The following is a 15355-nucleotide window of genomic DNA, read 5'->3' on the forward strand; positions in this document are numbered from 1 at the left end:
TCAACAGATCAGAATGGAAGGACTGGAAGGATAATTCAGGGTCTTTTCGTGTGCGCGCATGCGCGCACACACGCGCATGACGGGGGGACCGTGCAAACCCCTTCCACCCCTTCCAAAGCCGCGGAAAACCGTCACTTTCGTCCTTCCAATCGTACTTCCACGCGGAAGGATGAGTCCTTCCAAAATCGTCATCACAGCGGCACATCATCCGGATAGGGTCCGGGATCGCCATGATCACGACGGGAGCGATTGCTGACGTCGGTGTCGGCATAGTCGTCGGGCGACTTGGTCATCTCGATGTCCAGCCACTGGATACCGTTGGACGACTTCTTCTCGAAGCCACGGTCCTCCATCGCCTTCGAGAAGCCCTGCGTCTGCCATTCGGCCGAGCCGGTAGCCTTGGACCATGCCGTGAACAGTTGGAAGAGGGTAGACGACTTCGATCGCGCACCGCTCATCGGCCGCGTGCACTCGTCGAGGAACCGGCCGAGCTGATCGCTCTGCTCCCGGTACTTGGCCGTCGCCGCGATCACGCTCTCCGGCTCGACCAGACCGTGTGCCCGCCAGTCGAGCAGCCCCTCCAGCAGCCGGTTCAGGATGCCCGATGCCTCCTTCTTCAGCTTCTCGGGCAGCGCTTTGTCGACGTCCTCCTTCGCGATCTGGACCTCCCAGGGCACCAGCATCACGCGTCGCCAGATTCCGTCGTCGTGACCGGTGATCTTGGGCTTGTGGTTGCCCGAGATCGTCACCTTGAAGGAGGGCAGGAACGAGAAGAACCCCTTGTTGAGGTGGCGCGCGTCGATCAGCTCGCCGCCCGTGATCAGCTTGATCAGCGCCTCGGCGAGCTTCGCGCCCTTCTCTGGTTCGGACGTCCGCAGGAACCGGATGCCGGGGAGGCGAGCGAGATCCGGCGTCGCCTCGCCACCCTTGCGGCCGCGGCCCTGATCGAGGAACGTCTCGATCGCGACCGATCCGCCATAGTCGCCGGCGATGTAGCTCCACGCGTCGACTAGCGTCGACTTGCCGTTGCGGCCCTTGCCGTGGAAGAACGCCAGTTTCTGTTCGGTGATGTCGCCGGTCAGGCTCAAGCCGCCCCACTGGTGCAGGAACCGCCGCATCTTCTCGTCGGGCTGCACCACGGCGAGGAACGCGTCGTAATCAGGCGACACGGCCTTCGGATCGAACACGACGTTGGCGATCTTGCTGATCAGATCCTCCGGACGATGCTTGTCGAGGCGCAGGCCCCAGCGGTCGCCCATGGTGATCGGCTTCAACGTACCCTCGACCATCACCCATCGCTTGCCCTCTTGGGTCAGACGCATGGTGCCGTTGAGGAGATTCATGGCCATCCGGTCGGCGTCCATCGCATCCGCACGGATCGCGACGTCGGCGAAGGATTTGACCAAGTTGGCGATGCAGCCGAGCCGCTGCGATCCCTCGCTCGACTTCGCATGATCGCGTAGGGTGTCGCTGTAGTAGATCGGCACCTTGTTGTCGCCGCTGCCCTTCCAGCGGACGATGAAGTTCAACGTCTCGGCACGCTGCTCGTCCGTCGCGTCCTCCGGAAGCTCCTCCTTCAGGCCGCTGGCCTCGACGAGGTCGGCCTCGTGACGGATCGAACGCACCGTGTCGAACACGGCGAGGCTGACCTTGCCGGGGATCTTGTCCTTTTCCTCGGACAGTAGCTCCCAGCGGCGATCGTCCCAGACGAACCATCCCAGCTCGTTGCAGAACCGGAAGCGCCAAGCATGCCGCGCCCTGAAGCGTTCGGCGTTGCCGAGATCCGTGGTGGAGAACAACGCGCATTGGCGATCCAGCACTTCGTTTTTGGCCGGCGCAATGCGCCCCCCAGACCCCCTAGCGATGGGCGCTGGGCTCGGGGTTCCAGACTGGAAGGACGTTTCCTCTCCCTCCCGGTCGGGTGCGGGTGGAAGACGCTCGATGTCGTCGGCATAGGCGTCGATCGGAGGGAGGCCGGGGCCAGGAGCCGAAGAGGATGATGCGCGGCCGCTGTCGCGACCGCGCGCGGTTTGCGCGCCTACGGCGCTGAGGTCGCGAGGCTTGGCGATGCCGTTGGAGAGGCCGTTCTCGATCGCGCCGGCATGCGACTGATAGGCGCCCGGATCGAAGCCACGGACGACGTCGAGCAGCGTGTTGCGGACCAGCGCCTCGGACAGCGCGCCGGCGCCGACGAATTGGCCGAGATTGAAGGCGGCGTGATAGGCGCCCTGATTGCGCCCACCGTGCCGGCCGCCGCCCTTCGGCGTGCCGGCGAGTTCGCGCACCTCGGCATCGAGCGCGTGCAGCGCATACCTACGGTGCGATTCGTCGAGGTCGACCTGGAACAGCTGATCATGGGCCGCCAGCGGGGGTGCGGGGGCGTGATCCGTTGCGACGCGTGCCTTCGGCCGGCGCATGATCTCGGCGAGCGCTTCGGGCAGCGCCGCGATCGGCGTGTCCGCCTGACCGCGCAGCCAACGGTATTCGCCGCGCGAGTTATTGCCGTCGCCTTCGCAGAAGGAGGGCGGCACGATCGTGTAGCCGCCGAGCCCGCGCACATCGATGTGGTCCGGCAGGCTACCGCTGTTCCCGATCGGCTTTCCCTCGGGCATCAGGAAGTAGATATGCACGCCGCCCGACGGGGTCCGCACTGCGAGACTGACCGGCAGCTGACCGCCGATCAGCTCCTCCAGCGCCAGGCGGTGCCGCTCCAGCGTCCATTCCTCGTAGACCGCCTCTGCGATGACCTCGCCGGTGTCCGGATCGATCATCTCCGGGGTGATCAGATCACGGCGCGGGTCGAGGTCGATCACGACCATCCCGGCGCGGCCGACGGCGACGCCGATCATGGCTTCGGGCCACTTGCGCCACCAGGCGCGGATCTGCTCCTCGTCGTCGGTTGCCTTGCTGACGCCACCCGAGCCCTTGATCGGCTTGCCGTCGGCGTCCTTGTCGCGGGCAAGCAGCGGGCGCTTGTTCTGCCGCGAGCACGGGAACACCGGCCAGCCACGGCGCGCGAATTGGAGCGCCGCCTCCAGCTGAGACGGCAACGAAGTGGATACGCTCACGGATCATGCCCCCGGCAGGATTGGTGGCAGACGACCGTCGCCGGTCTGCCGTCGGCGCGATGCGCCGGTTAGAAGGGGACGTCGTCGTCCAGATCGTCGACCGGCGCGCCGCCACCGCCGGCGCCACCACGCGGACCGCCGCGGCCGTCCGCATAGCTGGAATAGTCATTGCGACCGGGATCGGCCTCGCGACGATCGAGCAGCACGAGCGTCGAGTTGAACGTGCCCAGGACGACCTCGGTCGAGTAGCGATCGTTACCGGCATTGTCCTGCCACTTGCGGGTGCGCAGCTGGCCCTCGATGTAGACCTTGGCGCCCTTCTTCAGATACTGCTCCGCGACCTTTACCAAGCCGTCGTTCATCACGACGACGTTGTGCCACTCGGTGCGCTCCTTCTGCTCGCCCGAAGTGCGGTCCTTCCAGCGTTCGGAGGTCGCGATGCTCATGTTCACGATCTTGCCGCCGTTCTGAAAACTGCGGCTCTCCGGGTCCTTGCCGAGGTTGCCCACGAGGATCACCTTGTTAACGCTGCTCATGCCATCATCCCCATCGCGCGCAGGTAGACCTCAAGGATCGCCTGTCGTTCCTGCTGTTCCTCGGGCTTCTTCGCCCGCAATTTCATGATGTCCTGAAGCGCGCGCGGGTCGTATCCGCGCCCCTTCGCTTCCGCCCAGACATCCTTGATGTCGTCGGAGATGCCCTTGCGCTCTTCGACCAGGCGCTCGGCACGCTCGATGAGCAATCGAACCTCATCCGCCGCCACGGCGCCGCCTTCGAACCCGTTGTGGCGCGGATTTTCTCCGCCTTCGCCCTCGGGCCGCGGCGGTACGTAGACCACGCTACCACCCTCGCGCCGCTCGCCGATCCACCCGGCGCTGACGAGCGCCTTGGTCATGGACTTCAGCGACGGCGACGCCGCACGAATATGACCCGGCAGCCGCTCCGCGACCTGTTCGAGCGTGATCTCGTCACACCCGACGAGCATCGCGCCGACTGCCGCCGCCACCTGGGTGTCGAGCTTCTGTTTCACGCCGCAAGCGCCTCGCGCAGCTTCGTCAGCCTCGCCTCGGCGGCCGTCGCGCGCGCTTCCGCCGCGTCGGCGCGTGCGGTGGCTTCGGCCAGCGCCGCGGACTGGTCGGGACGATCGGCGAACCGGGCGCGTAGCAGCTCGATCAGCGTGTCGAAGTCGACGACGGGAGCCGCGACGGGCGCCTCGGGCACCGGTGCCGGGGCGGGCTGGAGCCCCCGCTCGATCAGCTCGGCAGCTGCCGCGCCCAACGAGAGCACGTTCCGCTGCGCGTGCTGCTCGACCGCCTTGATCGCGGTCTGCGCCGTTGCCGGCAGTTGTATCGACTTCGGATTCACGATGTCCTCCAGGACTGGGGCGGGTACAGGCGCCGGAAGCTTGCCGGTCGGGTTGGTGGGGCGTCGTCGACCATCACGGCAGAAGGCGCAGCGGCCACCGACGAGGCGTGGACTGTCCTCGAAGCACTGCTCACACTCGCCGGCGACGCCCTCGGCGATCGGCAGGCGCGCGCGCTGGAGGCTCAGGGCGAGGTGCTCGTCCTGAAGCTCCGCTGCCATGTCGACGACGTCGGCCATGATCAGGCCGCAGCGCGCGCGATCGCGATGCGTTCGCTCAGGGCGTCGGCATTCGGATGGTCGCGGACTAGACGGTTGATGTCGATCAGCGCGTCGGCATGGTTGCCGCGCACGATGTTGACGACCAGATCATGCAGAACGGTCTCGTCGAGGTCCGGCGAGGTGCCGCCGCATTCGTTGCACTCGTAGTCGATAGCCATTGCTTGCTCCTCAGACGCGGTAGGGCATGAGGACGCCGACGAGGTCGTCGTCCTTGTCGGAAGTGACGCGGATCGGCGACGCCGGGTCGTTCAGCGAAAGCGTCAGAAGCGATCCTTCCGCGAAGACGCCAGCGACCTCCCGAGCGTACTGACTGTTCAAGCCGAAACGGATGCCGGACCCGGAGTAGGATGCCTCCAAAGGCTCGGTTGCGCTGGTCCCGGTCGCATCTCGGGCGCTCACCTCATAGGCGTCGTCGCCGGTGGTGAAGTCCAGTGCGACCGCGCGCACCTTGAACTTGTCGCCCTCCGCGTTGACGATCGCCGAAACCGAGGAGACGGGTCCGGTAAAATCCTCGCGCTTCATCTTGATGACATGCGCGCCGACGTCGGGGATCACCCGATCGTAATTGGGGTAGGTGCCGTCGACGAGGTTGCTGATGATCGTCGCGTTGCCCAGCTGGAAGCGGATGGCCTTGTCGTTGACCTCGATGTCGACGTCGCCGCTGGCGGAGCCCAGCAGTTGGATCATTTGTGTCACGGCCTTGGTCGGCACGATGACGTCCGCAAGAGCCTTCGCGGCATCCGGCAGCGCCATGTCGGCCCGCATCAACCGGTGTCCGTCCGTCGCCGCTGCCCGCAGCTCGCCTTCGACGGCATGAAGGAAGATGCCGTTAAGGTAATATCGCGTCTCGTCACGTGACTGGGCCACCCGGCAGGTTCCAAAAAGACGCAGCAAGGCATCACCGGCCAACCGAAAGCTGGCTGCGTTCTTCAGAGCTTCTCTTTTGGGGAATGCGTCGGCGCCCAAGGTCGAGATCGTGCGGACGCCACGACCCTGCTTTACCGTCACCGCCGCCCGCCCTGGCACCTCGGCTATCGTCAGCTTGCCCGCCTTGAAGCTCTTGACCGCGGTCAGGATCTTGTCACTTGGCAGGGTGGTCTTGATCTCGCCCACGACAGGCGTCGTCGCGTTCGCTTCGATGTCGATATCTGTGCCAGTAACCGTCAGCAGACCTTCCTGCGCCACGAACAGGATGTTGCTCAAGATCTCCATCGTGTTGCGCGCCTCAATGACGCCGTTGACCTGCTGAAGCGCGCCGAGCAGCGCGTCGCGTTCGATTTCTACGGTCATGCTGCCAGTCCTGTGATCGCGCCGGTGGAGAGGATGAGGACCCTGCGATTGGTGGGCCCGCGCGCGCCCTCGATGCGGATCAGGTGAGCCGCGACCATCGCGTCCAGCGTCGGCTGGACCATGGCGGTCGCGATGCCGGCACGTTCGGCCAGCTGTTTGTCGGTGGGGCAGGGGCGGCCCTTGGCGGCGAAGCGCTCCAGTACCGGGAGCAGCACGTCGATCGACGCCGCCTCGTCCTCCGCAATAGGCGCACGGCTCAGCGCGAGGCGAGGTCGCGCGGGCTTGGCCAGCGCATCCGCGACCGCGGTCCGCACCGCGATGTAGTTCATGCGGGTCGGATCAAGCGACGAGCGCGCCTGGAACAGCATCACCAGCTTCCGTCCCGCCAGATCGCGCATGCGCGCGGCACCTGCCGAGGCTTTGGGGAGGCCGGACCGGCTGGCGTAGATGAAGCGGTCGCCCGGATTGGCGACGGCCATCCAGGCGTTGATCCGATCGACGCCGGCGACGAGGCCGCTGACCTCGTCGAACATCGAACCCGAGGAGACGGAGGCTCGGGGGAACACCCCCGCCTCCTCGGCACACACGCGCCCGTCGGCATCGTGCATGGTCAGGGACGCGGGCTTAGCCATGAGGCACCGCGGAGAGTTTCGGCGAGACGGGCCGGGTCATGGGGCTACGGGGGCCCGCCTCGCCGACACGCGCGAGGCCGGGGAGAGAACCCCCGCGCGTGATCTTGTTGAACATCAGGCGACGACCCGATCCGCGTCGAACCAGCCGCCGGCGGGAGGCGAGCGCCAGTCGGCGCGGCTGATGCCGTCGCGCGTCGCACGGGCGATGTCGCGGACCAGCTCCTCGCCGGGGATCAGCGATCCGTCGACGAGGCATTGGAGCTGGATCGCCGACAGCTGCATGCAATGCGCAGCGAACAGGAGCTTGCCCTTGTACGCCGACTGGATGCGACGGGCGAGCAGGCGCGCGCCCTCGTTCTTCGGCAGGGCCGGAAGATGCAGTTTCTTCATGCTGAGGCTCCATCGTTGGTGAAGCGGGCGACCGCCCGCATCTGGACGACCACGCGCAGCAGCTGGTCGAGCTCGCCTTCGAGGCGCTCGCCGTCCTTGCCGCACCACTTGCCATCCGCGAGACCGGCGCAGACCGCGCCGATCGCGTCGTTGAACTCGCTCGACAGCTGGGACGAGAGAGCGAGCAGATCCGAGCCGGTGGTCGGCGCCTCCGGCTCGGGTACGAACGTGCCGCCCATGGCGCGACACAGCGCCTGTGTTACGTGCGGCCACCCGGTGCGCTCGCGGGCGAGCGGCTCCAGATCGGCCACGACGTCGATCGGCACGAAGCAGTTAGGATGATTGGGAGAACCGTATTCCGACAGCATGGATCTACGGACACGCGTGAAGCCTTCTCCGGCTTCCTGACCGCCGACGCCCTTGATCATCTCTACGGTCGCGCGCTTCAACAGCGCCCTCTCCGGCGTCATGCCGCCACCTGGGCGGAAAAGTCGTCGTCGATTCCGGCTGACGCGGGGTCAACATCGGAGCAAACGTCACTCCCATGGAACGCCTCGAACCCCGCCTCCTCGTCCTTGCCGCGCATGAACGCGACGATGCGGTTGGCCGTGTCGAGGCTGGGCGACCGCCCCTTGCGCAGGCTTTCCAGAAGCTGCGGCTCGCCGGTGGCCTCGCGACCGAAGCGGGTAGGCGCCATGTCTTGGTGCCGTTCGAGGAACCGCTCGATCGCGGCGACCATGTCAGAGGTTGTCGGAACGTCCATGCGCACGCTTGTAGATCAGCGATCGCTTACGTTGCAAGCAGATTTGTAAGCAATGGCTTCAATCGACGGAACGCCGCATGTTAGCTATTGCTGACAGGGTCATGTCAGACCCTCTTTCGCTATACGATCGCCTCATGGCGGTTAAGCCCGCCGGCATGTCCAACACCAGTTGGATGATGAAGGCCGGGCTCAGCCGGATGGCGCTCACCGACATCAAGCGGCGCGGCAGCGCCAATCACGAGACGATCGAGAAGCTGCTCGCGGCGATCGGCGCGACCTTCGCCGAGTTCGAGGCGGGCGAACGCAAGACGGATCGAGAACCGGGGACGACGCAGGAGCGCGGCCCTTACCTTGCGTTTCGCGGCTCTGATCGGCCGCGAGACGTGCCGATCGTCGGCACGGCGCTCTGCGCGGATCTCAAGTTCGAGGATGACGGAAGCACGGTCGATATTGAGGCCATGGAAATGCACTTCGACGACGTGATCGATCACGCCCGCCGACCTCTCACCTTGGACAATCGCCGGGACGTTTACGCCCTGTATTTCAGAGGCGTCTCGATGGCCCCCAGGTACGAGCCAGGCGAGCTGGGCTATGTCGATCCTCGCCGTCCACCGGTGTCGGGAGACTATGTCGTCGCGCAGCTGCGGGGACCGGATGGCGTCGACGGCGAGCGGATCATGACCGTGATCGCAAAGCGCTTGGTCCGGCAAACGGCTCATTACTACGAGTTCGAGCAGTTCAATCCGGCGCTGCTGTTCAAGGTGGAGCGCATCCGTGTAGCGCATCTTCACCGGATCATTCCGTGGGACGAGCTGGTCACATTCTGATCGCGTGTGCGGGCGGCTCTCGCTAGGCTGGGCGCTGTAGCCGGGAGGGTAGGGATGCAGGCGAAGGGTTCGACCGGGTCTATCACGATCGATGGCGATCTGGTCAGCATAGGCCGAGCGTCTTTGCCCGGCTTGGCTGAGGCGGTCAGGACGGTCGCCATCGGCGATCTGGTCGGTTTGGATCTGCGGCAGGCGACCGCCGTGGAGCCCGGCTATATCCGTCTCATCTATCCTGGTGCGAGCGCTGGCGTCGCGGGCAAGCTGCGCCTCTATGATCCGGACACGGTCATGTTCAACATCGAGCATCAGGAAGTCATGCTCGACGTACACGACGCGTTGATGAGCAGGATCTCCGGAAAGCCTTTCGTGACGACGCGACGGTCCGCGCCGGTGCGTTCGAGCGCGGCGACGGTCGTGTCGTTGATCGGCGCGATCGTCGGGCTGGCACTTCTGGCGTGGTGGGTATTCAGCTGATTTGTAAGCGGACGCTTATAGGTAGTTGACTGTAAGCAATCGCTTACGGTAAGCGGGCTTCATCAGGGCACCCCGCCCGATGGGAGCACGCCGTGCAACTTGCCAACCTTCCCCGCGAGGCCGACGCGACCGGCGCCCTCGTCACTGACTTCCACATCGACACGGACCCGCCGGTCACCCGGCGGCTCATTCCGCACACGCTCAGCCGTCACGCTGCCGCGCGGCCGTTCAACCGCCAGCCGCTGGTGCTCGCCGGGCGTGACGCCACCGCGGCCCGCCTGAAGGCCGTCGTCGGCCGGGCACGGGGCAAGTCGACGACGCATCCGCTGCGTCGGTCGCCGGTGCCGCAGCCCGCCATGCCTCGCCTCGCCGCCCTGTGCGACGCCGCGGAGGATCGCGCGCGCGGCGTGCTTGACCGGATGATCGTCCTCGCCATCGGCGGCCTCGCCGTCTGGGTCGGCGGCCCGGTGCTGCTGACCATGGTCGCGGGGACGCTCTGATGGCGAGCCGCACCCCGCCAGAGCGCAAGATCCGCAGCCCCTACAGCGGCAATCTGTTCAACTGCCCCCCAGGTTGCGGCTGCCCCGACTGCGCCAGCCGTCCCCCGCGTCCGCTGATCAGGGCGATCGTCGCGCTGCTCGCCCTGACCGTGCTGCTCGGCGGGACCGCTCTCGCCGTCCGCGCCGTCTGGGCGCTGATCAAGGGGCAGTGGTGATGCGTCGCCACCTCATCCCCCGCTTCGAGTGGGGCGGCTGGCGCGGTGACGGCCTGACCGTCATTCCGCGCGTGCTGCGCTCGCACCCCGAATGCCGCCATGACGAGATCAAGGGCGGCATCTTCACCATTCAATGGCTCGGTCTGATGATCGAGATCGGCATCGGAAAGGTTTCCTGATGATCGTAATCCACGGCCCCCAGCGCAGCGGCAAGACGCTGCACCGCGAGCTGTTCGCCAAGCATTATGGGTGCAACCGCATTGTTGATGACGTGATGTGCAACGATCGGCGCATTGCTGAGCAGGAGGGAGACCTCCTGCTCAGCAATGAAGACCCGGACAAGCTCGCCCGCCGCTTCCCCGGTGCGACGATCGTCAGCATCGACAATGCTCGTGCCAACGTCGGGCTGGATGCGGTCCCGGTTGGCGGGTTTCAGGTGGTGGCGCAGCAGAGGACTTGCCCACGCGTGGATGCCTTGGCCGCCAAACTCGCGGCGGGGGACGGCCTGTGCTGGGCCGAGGTTTGCGTCATGGAAACGGACATCGGCCAGCACTGCGAAAGCTCCACTTGCATCGCCGCCTTTCACGAGGATCACGATCCGCAGCATGCGCGCGCGTGGTATCGCTCAATCGCACGCACGTCCTTCGACTTCTTGGTCAACACGCCGGAGACGGCCGACTTCATGGCCGGTGTCCCCCTGGAAGCGACGCATCAGCGTGATCGATGGAGCTCGGACCACGACGCCGGCAAGACGCCGTTCGATTGGTTCTGGCTGATCGGCTATCTCGCGCAGAAGGCTGCGGCGGCCGCAGTCGCCGGCGACGTCGATAAGGCTCGACACCACACTATCAGCACCGCCGCAGCGCTGGCGAATTGGCATGCGGCGCTCTCCGATGCCGATACGACCATGCGGCCGGGCATCGAGCCGCCTGATCTACTCGAAAGCACGAACTCGCAGGAGGTCCGATAATGGCCACCGCAATCAAAAACGCCGCAGCACCGGCGTCGAAGCCCCGCGGCGCCAAGACAGCGCCTGCCACAGCCAAGGCGCTGGCGCCGACGTCGATCACCACGATCCCGTATGGTCGGCTGCGCCGCGCGCCGCAGAACGTCCGCAAGACCGACATAGCAGCCGACGTCGAGAGCCTCGCGGACGACATCGCAGCGCATGGTCTGCTGCAATCGTTGATCGGCTACGCCGGCAGCACGACGATCGACGCCAAGGCCGTCTACGTCGTGGGTGGTGGGCGACGCCTCCAGGCGCTTCAGCTGCTGCGCGAGCGCGGCACGATCAAGGACAACTGGCCGGTGCCAGTCCTCATCCGTCCGGAGGACGAGGCGGTCGAGCTGTCGCTGTCGGAGAACCTCGCGCGCCGCGACATGAACCCGGCGGACGAGTTCGTCGCATTCGCCGCGCTCATGGCGCCGGGCAACCGATCGCCCGCTGATCTCGCGAAGCAATTTGGTTTCACTGAGCGCTACGTGAAGCAGCGGCTGCGACTGGCGGGGCTGGCGGAGGAGATCCTCGACGCCCTCCGGCTGGGACAGATCAGCCTGGAGGTGGCGACTGAATACGCCAAAACTGCCGATCAGGCTCTACAGTCGCGCGTTTTCAAGCGCGAGTGCCGACCGAACAACTATCAACGGCACAGCCTGTGGAACATTCGCGCCGCCTACAGCGCCGAGCAGATGACAGAGGCGTGCAGCGTCTTCCGGTTCATCGACCGCGACACCTACGAACGCGAGGGCGGCGGGTACGAGGAGGATCTGTTCACCGCAGCGGCAGACGGCGCCCCACGCAAGCTGGCGAACGGTCAGCTTGCGCGGGGCATCGCTAACCGCTGCCTGCAATTGCAGGCTGTCCGCGTCCAGATGCAGGCGCAGGGGAAATATCCCAGCGTGTCGGGTTCCGTCATTCCTGCCGATCTGACGGTCGACGGTAAGGCCGAGGCCCCCACAGGCTACGCTCTCATTGCCGGCGGCTGGAATGGCGATCTTGGTATGCACGTGGCCATCGACGACTGCTGGAAGCGGGCCATGGACCGCGATGTCTCCATCCAGATCGTGGTCGGGGTCGGGCAGGAGGAGCCGATCGGCGAAGATGACGACGGCAGCGCGCTCGAATACGTGGCGCAATGGGATCGCACGCGGTTTTTCGTTCCGCGAGAGCACCGCAAGACGGTCCTTCCTGAAAAGCGCGAGACTTCCTATGGCGGTCCCCAGCTGACCCCCGAGCAGGAGGAAGAGCAGGCGGTCGCGCATCTCGGCCGGGTCTGGGCGGCTCGCCTCGCAGTGCCGAAGTTCAGCGATTTACCCGGCATGGAAGGCCGCGCCTTCTACGCCAACGATTGGCTAGGAGAGAAGACGAAGCCGGGAGACCCCCATTCGGGTCCGCGCACACCGTGCTTCGAGATCCAGATGTTTGTCACCGAAGAGGAGATCGCTTCGAACCTTCCCGCCGGCATAGAACATGCCCGCGAGGTAATCGCCGACCGGAAGCGTCGGAAGGAGGAACGTGAAGCGGCGGCCACCGCGGCAAAGGTCGCCGAGGAAACCCGCTGGCAGGAACTCTGTGCCGCCGATCCTGCGCCCGAGGTGCTGCTTACCACGGGCGGTGATCTTTGGACGAAGACGCCGTTAGGCTGGACCATCGAAGGCCAGGAAGAGGACGTCGGCTACGCCGAGGAGTTTGCTGATTTGCTCGAGGCGCTGAACCCCGCCGACGTCGGCGGCTGGTGGGCGACGCAGGCGGACTATCAAGCCGATCATCCGGACGCTGCCGGTGATGCGGAGGGCGGCCAGTGACCAGCTCGCAGACCCAGATCGAGGCTCGCTGCGTCGCCATCGCAGACACCGTCGTCCCCAACTACCGGAACGGCAAGCGGGCCTCCAGCTGTACCAGTCAGGCCGCCCGCATGTGGCAGGCCGCATATGATGGCGCGGCCAATGTGCTGTCCGGCTCGCATGGCGTCCCCACTCCCGCTGTGCTGTCCGATGCGCGGGTGCAGTGTCAGGCCTTTTGGGACGCGGCACAGGAATGTCTACGCGTCGGCGAAGAGACAGAGTTCGCAGCCGATGTAACCCAGGAGCACCGCAACGGGTACAAGGCCGCCTGCAACATGATGTCGGCAATTCTACAGAAAACCTCTCACCGGGTGTTTCACGGATTGCCCTGGAATGACACCCCGCCCGCGAGCGATGCCGCGGTTCCGGCGGGGTTGTTGCGGGAGGCGCTGCAACGTGCGCGCGAAACGCTTGAGGTCTATGCCGACCCGACAGGTTATACCGACAACGAAGGCGAGCAACTGACGGCCGAGGATGAATTGCACCCCGGCCTGCTTGCGCAGCACACGCTTGAGCAGATCGCCGCCATGCTCGCCGCAGCCCCCAAGGTCGCGAGCGACACCGGGGCGGGGGTCGATACCTTGGCGAAGCATGTCGCCGAGGTGATGGCCGAGGATGGCGGATGCTGGACTGCGTGTTCGGGCTGTCAGGAGAGTGACGAAGGCTACGTCTCCGAAAAATACTATCCGTACAGCCCTATCTTCCGATGCCAGCCGGGCGGCGGATGCAGCGAGTGCGGCGGCATCGGCGTAATCTGGAATGACGGCGCGTTTCTCGCAAGCTGGGGTGACAGCCTAGCCACCCCCACCGATGCGACGGACGGGGCGACGGGCGGCGGGGAGGTGACATGAAACGACCACCCGCGACCCATGAGTTCGCCGGCATAGCCGCTATCGCCGAGCAGCTTCGCGACGCGCGTGCTGCCGGCGATCAGCGCTTGGTCGCCGAGGACAAGATGACCGCAACCGACGCGACCGACCGCTTGCGGATCGCATCGGCACTTGCGGCCGACTGGCGGCGAGTGGTGAATCGCGCGCCGCGGCCGGAGCGCACCGCGACCGACGCCGAGATCCTCGCCATGTTGAAGCAGGCACTACCGGCGGCCATCAGCCGCCGCGATCGGGCGCATCAGGCCCTCGTGAACAACGCGCCGCAGTACCGCCGATACAAGACGGCTGAGCTTTGGGCGCTGTCCGATCGGATCGGCGCCTTCAGCGAGGGCGTGCAGGACGACATCGTCGAGTACGTCCGCCCGTTGCTCAACGCCGAGAGCGTGGCGGCCGGCCTCGCGGCGATGCTCTGGTGGCATCAACGCACCGGGACCGACTGCATCCATTGGCTGACTGACGCGACGATTGAGTTGCGCGCCGCACGGCTGGCGGAAGGCGAGGGGAGGCTGGCTGCGTGAACCTTGCCCGGCTGGAACAACTGCCGGACTGGCCGGCTCGCATGACCGCGGAGATCGCGGCAGCGTACATGGGCGTGTCGAAGACGTCGTTCCTGACCCGGTTTGGCGGGTTCGGGGTGAAGGAGGGCTACAACACCCTGTGGGCGAAGGTCCAGCTCGACGCGATGATTGCCAAGCAGTTCTCGATCAAGCAGCCTCGCGCGGGCGCGCAGGATCGGGACACGTCATGGGACGACTTTCGTTGAAGAATGTAACCGAGCGGAAGGGTCTGCTCTACTTCCGGCGCAAGATCGCCGGCAAGGATACCTACCTGCGACTGCCGGATCTCGACGATCCCGACTTCCACGCGGAGTACCGACGGCTGTCGCAGCAGACGGCGCCGAAGGAGGGCCCTGCGCCCGGCAGCATGGCCGCCCTAGTCGCTGCCTATCGCGGCAACCCGGAGTTCGCGGCGTTGGAGATGAGCACGCGCATCAACCAGATGCGCTACCTCGACCTGATCGTGACGGAGATCGGCGAGCGCGGCGTAAAGGGCCTGCGCCCTGCGCACATCTACACGATGCGCGACCGGATGGCCGAGACGCCGGGCAAGGCGAACGCGTGGCTTAGCGTCATGCGGGCGCTCCTCGCCTACGGCACGCGCATTGACATGCGCGCCGACAATCCGGCGTCGGGGATCAAGCGGCTTGAGCTGGGCGAGCACGAACCATGGCCGGCGGATCTGCTGCGCGTCGCGCTGGAGGAGGCGACGCCGATGACGCGCGCCGCGATCGTCACCGGGCTATGCTCCGGGCAGCGGGTCAGCGACTGCATCAGGATGCAGTACGGCTGGATTGACGGCGGCATCATGGAGTTCGCGCAGAAGAAGACGGGCAAGGACGTCGCCATCCCGATGCACCCGTTCTGGCTGGAGGAGCTGAAGAAGCTGCCGCGGCGGTCGACGACGCTCCTGTACGAGCGCAGCGGCGCGCCATTCAAGACGACGGGTGCCATCCAGGCGCGGCTTCGCGACCTGATGGCCATGTCCGCGGTGCGGGAGGTTCACGCCGATCTCGTCGCGCGCGAGGTCATCACCGCCGACGCGACCTTCTCGTTCCACGGACTGCGCAAGAACTCGTGCTGCTACTTGCTGGAGCTTGGCCTGAGCGACACCGAAGTCGGCTCGATCCTCGGCATGTCGAGCGAGATGGTGAGGCACTACGGGAAGCGGGCGCGGGCATTGATGATCGCGCGTGGCGCGGCCGAACGCGTGACCGGCGGCAAGATTGTGCCTCTGGCTAGGAAGGTTGTCTCCTGATCG

Annotated in this window: 21 protein-coding genes; 11 read left to right on the top strand and 10 right to left on the bottom strand. The window is 66.0% G+C overall.

Translation table 11 applies throughout. The features are described 5' to 3' along the window. Nucleotides 1–191: 191 nt before the first annotated feature. The 10 genes from BW41_RS01440 to BW41_RS01485 form a co-directional block, all read right to left on the bottom strand. Nucleotides 192–3068, bottom strand: a complete 2877-nt coding sequence (locus BW41_RS01440) for a phage/plasmid primase, P4 family (RefSeq protein ID WP_235199456.1) — start codon at nucleotides 3066–3068, stop codon at nucleotides 192–194. Nucleotides 3069–3136: 68 nt separating this feature from the next. Continuing rightward, complete coding sequence (gene ssb, locus BW41_RS01445) at nucleotides 3137–3604, bottom strand: single-stranded DNA-binding protein (protein WP_037530555.1); 468 nt, start codon at nucleotides 3602–3604, stop codon at nucleotides 3137–3139. After that, nucleotides 3601–3831, bottom strand: coding sequence for a DUF2312 domain-containing protein (locus tag BW41_RS21695; RefSeq protein ID WP_037530882.1), 231 nt, complete (start codon nucleotides 3829–3831; stop codon nucleotides 3601–3603). The genes ssb and BW41_RS21695 overlap by 4 nt, the downstream gene beginning before the upstream one ends. A gap of 263 nt (nucleotides 3832–4094) precedes the next feature. Next, nucleotides 4095–4670 (bottom strand): hypothetical protein, encoded by a 576-nt coding sequence (locus BW41_RS21420; protein ID WP_037530557.1) that lies wholly within the window; start codon nucleotides 4668–4670, stop codon nucleotides 4095–4097. Nucleotides 4671–4672: 2 nt separating this feature from the next. After that, a complete protein-coding gene (locus BW41_RS01460) occupies nucleotides 4673–4870 on the bottom strand; it encodes a hypothetical protein (protein WP_037530559.1) in 198 nt (65 codons plus the stop codon). Nucleotides 4871–4880: 10 nt separating this feature from the next. Next, a complete protein-coding gene (gene dnaN / locus BW41_RS01465; RefSeq protein WP_037530560.1) occupies nucleotides 4881–6002 on the bottom strand; it encodes a DNA polymerase III subunit beta in 1122 nt (373 codons plus the stop codon). Further along, the gene (locus BW41_RS01470) at nucleotides 5999–6634 is read right to left on the bottom strand and encodes a hypothetical protein (protein WP_152542041.1); all 636 of its coding nucleotides are present in this window, start codon (nucleotides 6632–6634) and stop codon (nucleotides 5999–6001) included. Before BW41_RS01470 ends, dnaN begins: the two co-directional genes overlap by 4 nt. 114 nt (nucleotides 6635–6748) lie before the next feature. Further along, nucleotides 6749–7024: a hypothetical protein gene (locus BW41_RS01475; RefSeq protein WP_037530565.1), complete on the bottom strand. Its 276-nt coding sequence runs from the start codon at nucleotides 7022–7024 to the stop codon at nucleotides 6749–6751. Beyond that, nucleotides 7021–7473, bottom strand: coding sequence for a hypothetical protein (locus BW41_RS01480; RefSeq protein WP_152542042.1), 453 nt, complete (start codon nucleotides 7471–7473; stop codon nucleotides 7021–7023). The genes BW41_RS01475 and BW41_RS01480 overlap by 4 nt, the downstream gene beginning before the upstream one ends. A gap of 17 nt (nucleotides 7474–7490) precedes the next feature. Next, a complete protein-coding gene (locus BW41_RS01485) occupies nucleotides 7491–7763 on the bottom strand; it encodes a hypothetical protein (protein WP_152542044.1) in 273 nt (90 codons plus the stop codon). 158 nt (nucleotides 7764–7921) lie between these two features. Between BW41_RS01485 and BW41_RS19935 the strand changes: the two genes are divergently transcribed. From BW41_RS19935 to BW41_RS01540, 11 genes are all read left to right on the top strand, one after another. Continuing rightward, nucleotides 7922–8614 carry a S24 family peptidase gene (locus BW41_RS19935; protein ID WP_051583168.1) on the top strand — a complete coding sequence of 231 codons (693 nt, stop codon included), beginning with the start codon at nucleotides 7922–7924 and terminating at the stop codon, nucleotides 8612–8614. 54 nt (nucleotides 8615–8668) lie between these two features. Next, a complete protein-coding gene (locus BW41_RS01495) occupies nucleotides 8669–9088 on the top strand; it encodes a hypothetical protein (protein WP_152542046.1) in 420 nt (139 codons plus the stop codon). 92 nt (nucleotides 9089–9180) lie between these two features. Continuing rightward, on the top strand, nucleotides 9181–9588 hold the full coding sequence (locus BW41_RS01500) for a hypothetical protein (RefSeq protein ID WP_037530573.1): 408 nt from the start codon (nucleotides 9181–9183) through the stop codon (nucleotides 9586–9588). After that, on the top strand, nucleotides 9588–9803 hold the full coding sequence (locus BW41_RS01505) for a hypothetical protein (RefSeq protein WP_037530575.1): 216 nt from the start codon (nucleotides 9588–9590) through the stop codon (nucleotides 9801–9803). The genes BW41_RS01500 and BW41_RS01505 overlap by 1 nt, the downstream gene beginning before the upstream one ends. Then, nucleotides 9803–9982 (top strand): hypothetical protein, encoded by a 180-nt coding sequence (locus BW41_RS01510; RefSeq protein ID WP_037530577.1) that lies wholly within the window; start codon nucleotides 9803–9805, stop codon nucleotides 9980–9982. The genes BW41_RS01505 and BW41_RS01510 overlap by 1 nt, the downstream gene beginning before the upstream one ends. Continuing rightward, entirely contained in the window at nucleotides 9982–10773 is a 792-nt protein-coding gene (locus BW41_RS01515) for a hypothetical protein (RefSeq protein ID WP_037530579.1), read from the top strand. The genes BW41_RS01510 and BW41_RS01515 overlap by 1 nt, the downstream gene beginning before the upstream one ends. Beyond that, complete coding sequence (locus tag BW41_RS19940) at nucleotides 10773–12608, top strand: ParB/RepB/Spo0J family partition protein (protein WP_051583169.1); 1836 nt, start codon at nucleotides 10773–10775, stop codon at nucleotides 12606–12608. The genes BW41_RS01515 and BW41_RS19940 overlap by 1 nt, the downstream gene beginning before the upstream one ends. Next, nucleotides 12605–13498, top strand: coding sequence for a hypothetical protein (locus tag BW41_RS01525; protein ID WP_037530582.1), 894 nt, complete (start codon nucleotides 12605–12607; stop codon nucleotides 13496–13498). Before BW41_RS19940 ends, BW41_RS01525 begins: the two co-directional genes overlap by 4 nt. Further along, a complete protein-coding gene (locus BW41_RS01530; protein WP_037530585.1) occupies nucleotides 13495–14055 on the top strand; it encodes a hypothetical protein in 561 nt (186 codons plus the stop codon). Before BW41_RS01525 ends, BW41_RS01530 begins: the two co-directional genes overlap by 4 nt. Then, a complete protein-coding gene (locus BW41_RS01535; RefSeq protein ID WP_152542048.1) occupies nucleotides 14052–14300 on the top strand; it encodes a hypothetical protein in 249 nt (82 codons plus the stop codon). Before BW41_RS01530 ends, BW41_RS01535 begins: the two co-directional genes overlap by 4 nt. Then, on the top strand, nucleotides 14297–15352 hold the full coding sequence (locus BW41_RS01540) for a tyrosine-type recombinase/integrase (RefSeq protein WP_081792826.1): 1056 nt from the start codon (nucleotides 14297–14299) through the stop codon (nucleotides 15350–15352). The genes BW41_RS01535 and BW41_RS01540 overlap by 4 nt, the downstream gene beginning before the upstream one ends. The last annotated feature ends 3 nt before the right edge of the window (nucleotides 15353–15355 follow it).

This window comes from Sphingomonas sp. RIT328, from assembly GCF_000632225.1.
GTDB classification, from domain to species: Bacteria; Pseudomonadota; Alphaproteobacteria; order Sphingomonadales; family Sphingomonadaceae; genus Sphingomonas; species Sphingomonas kyungheensis.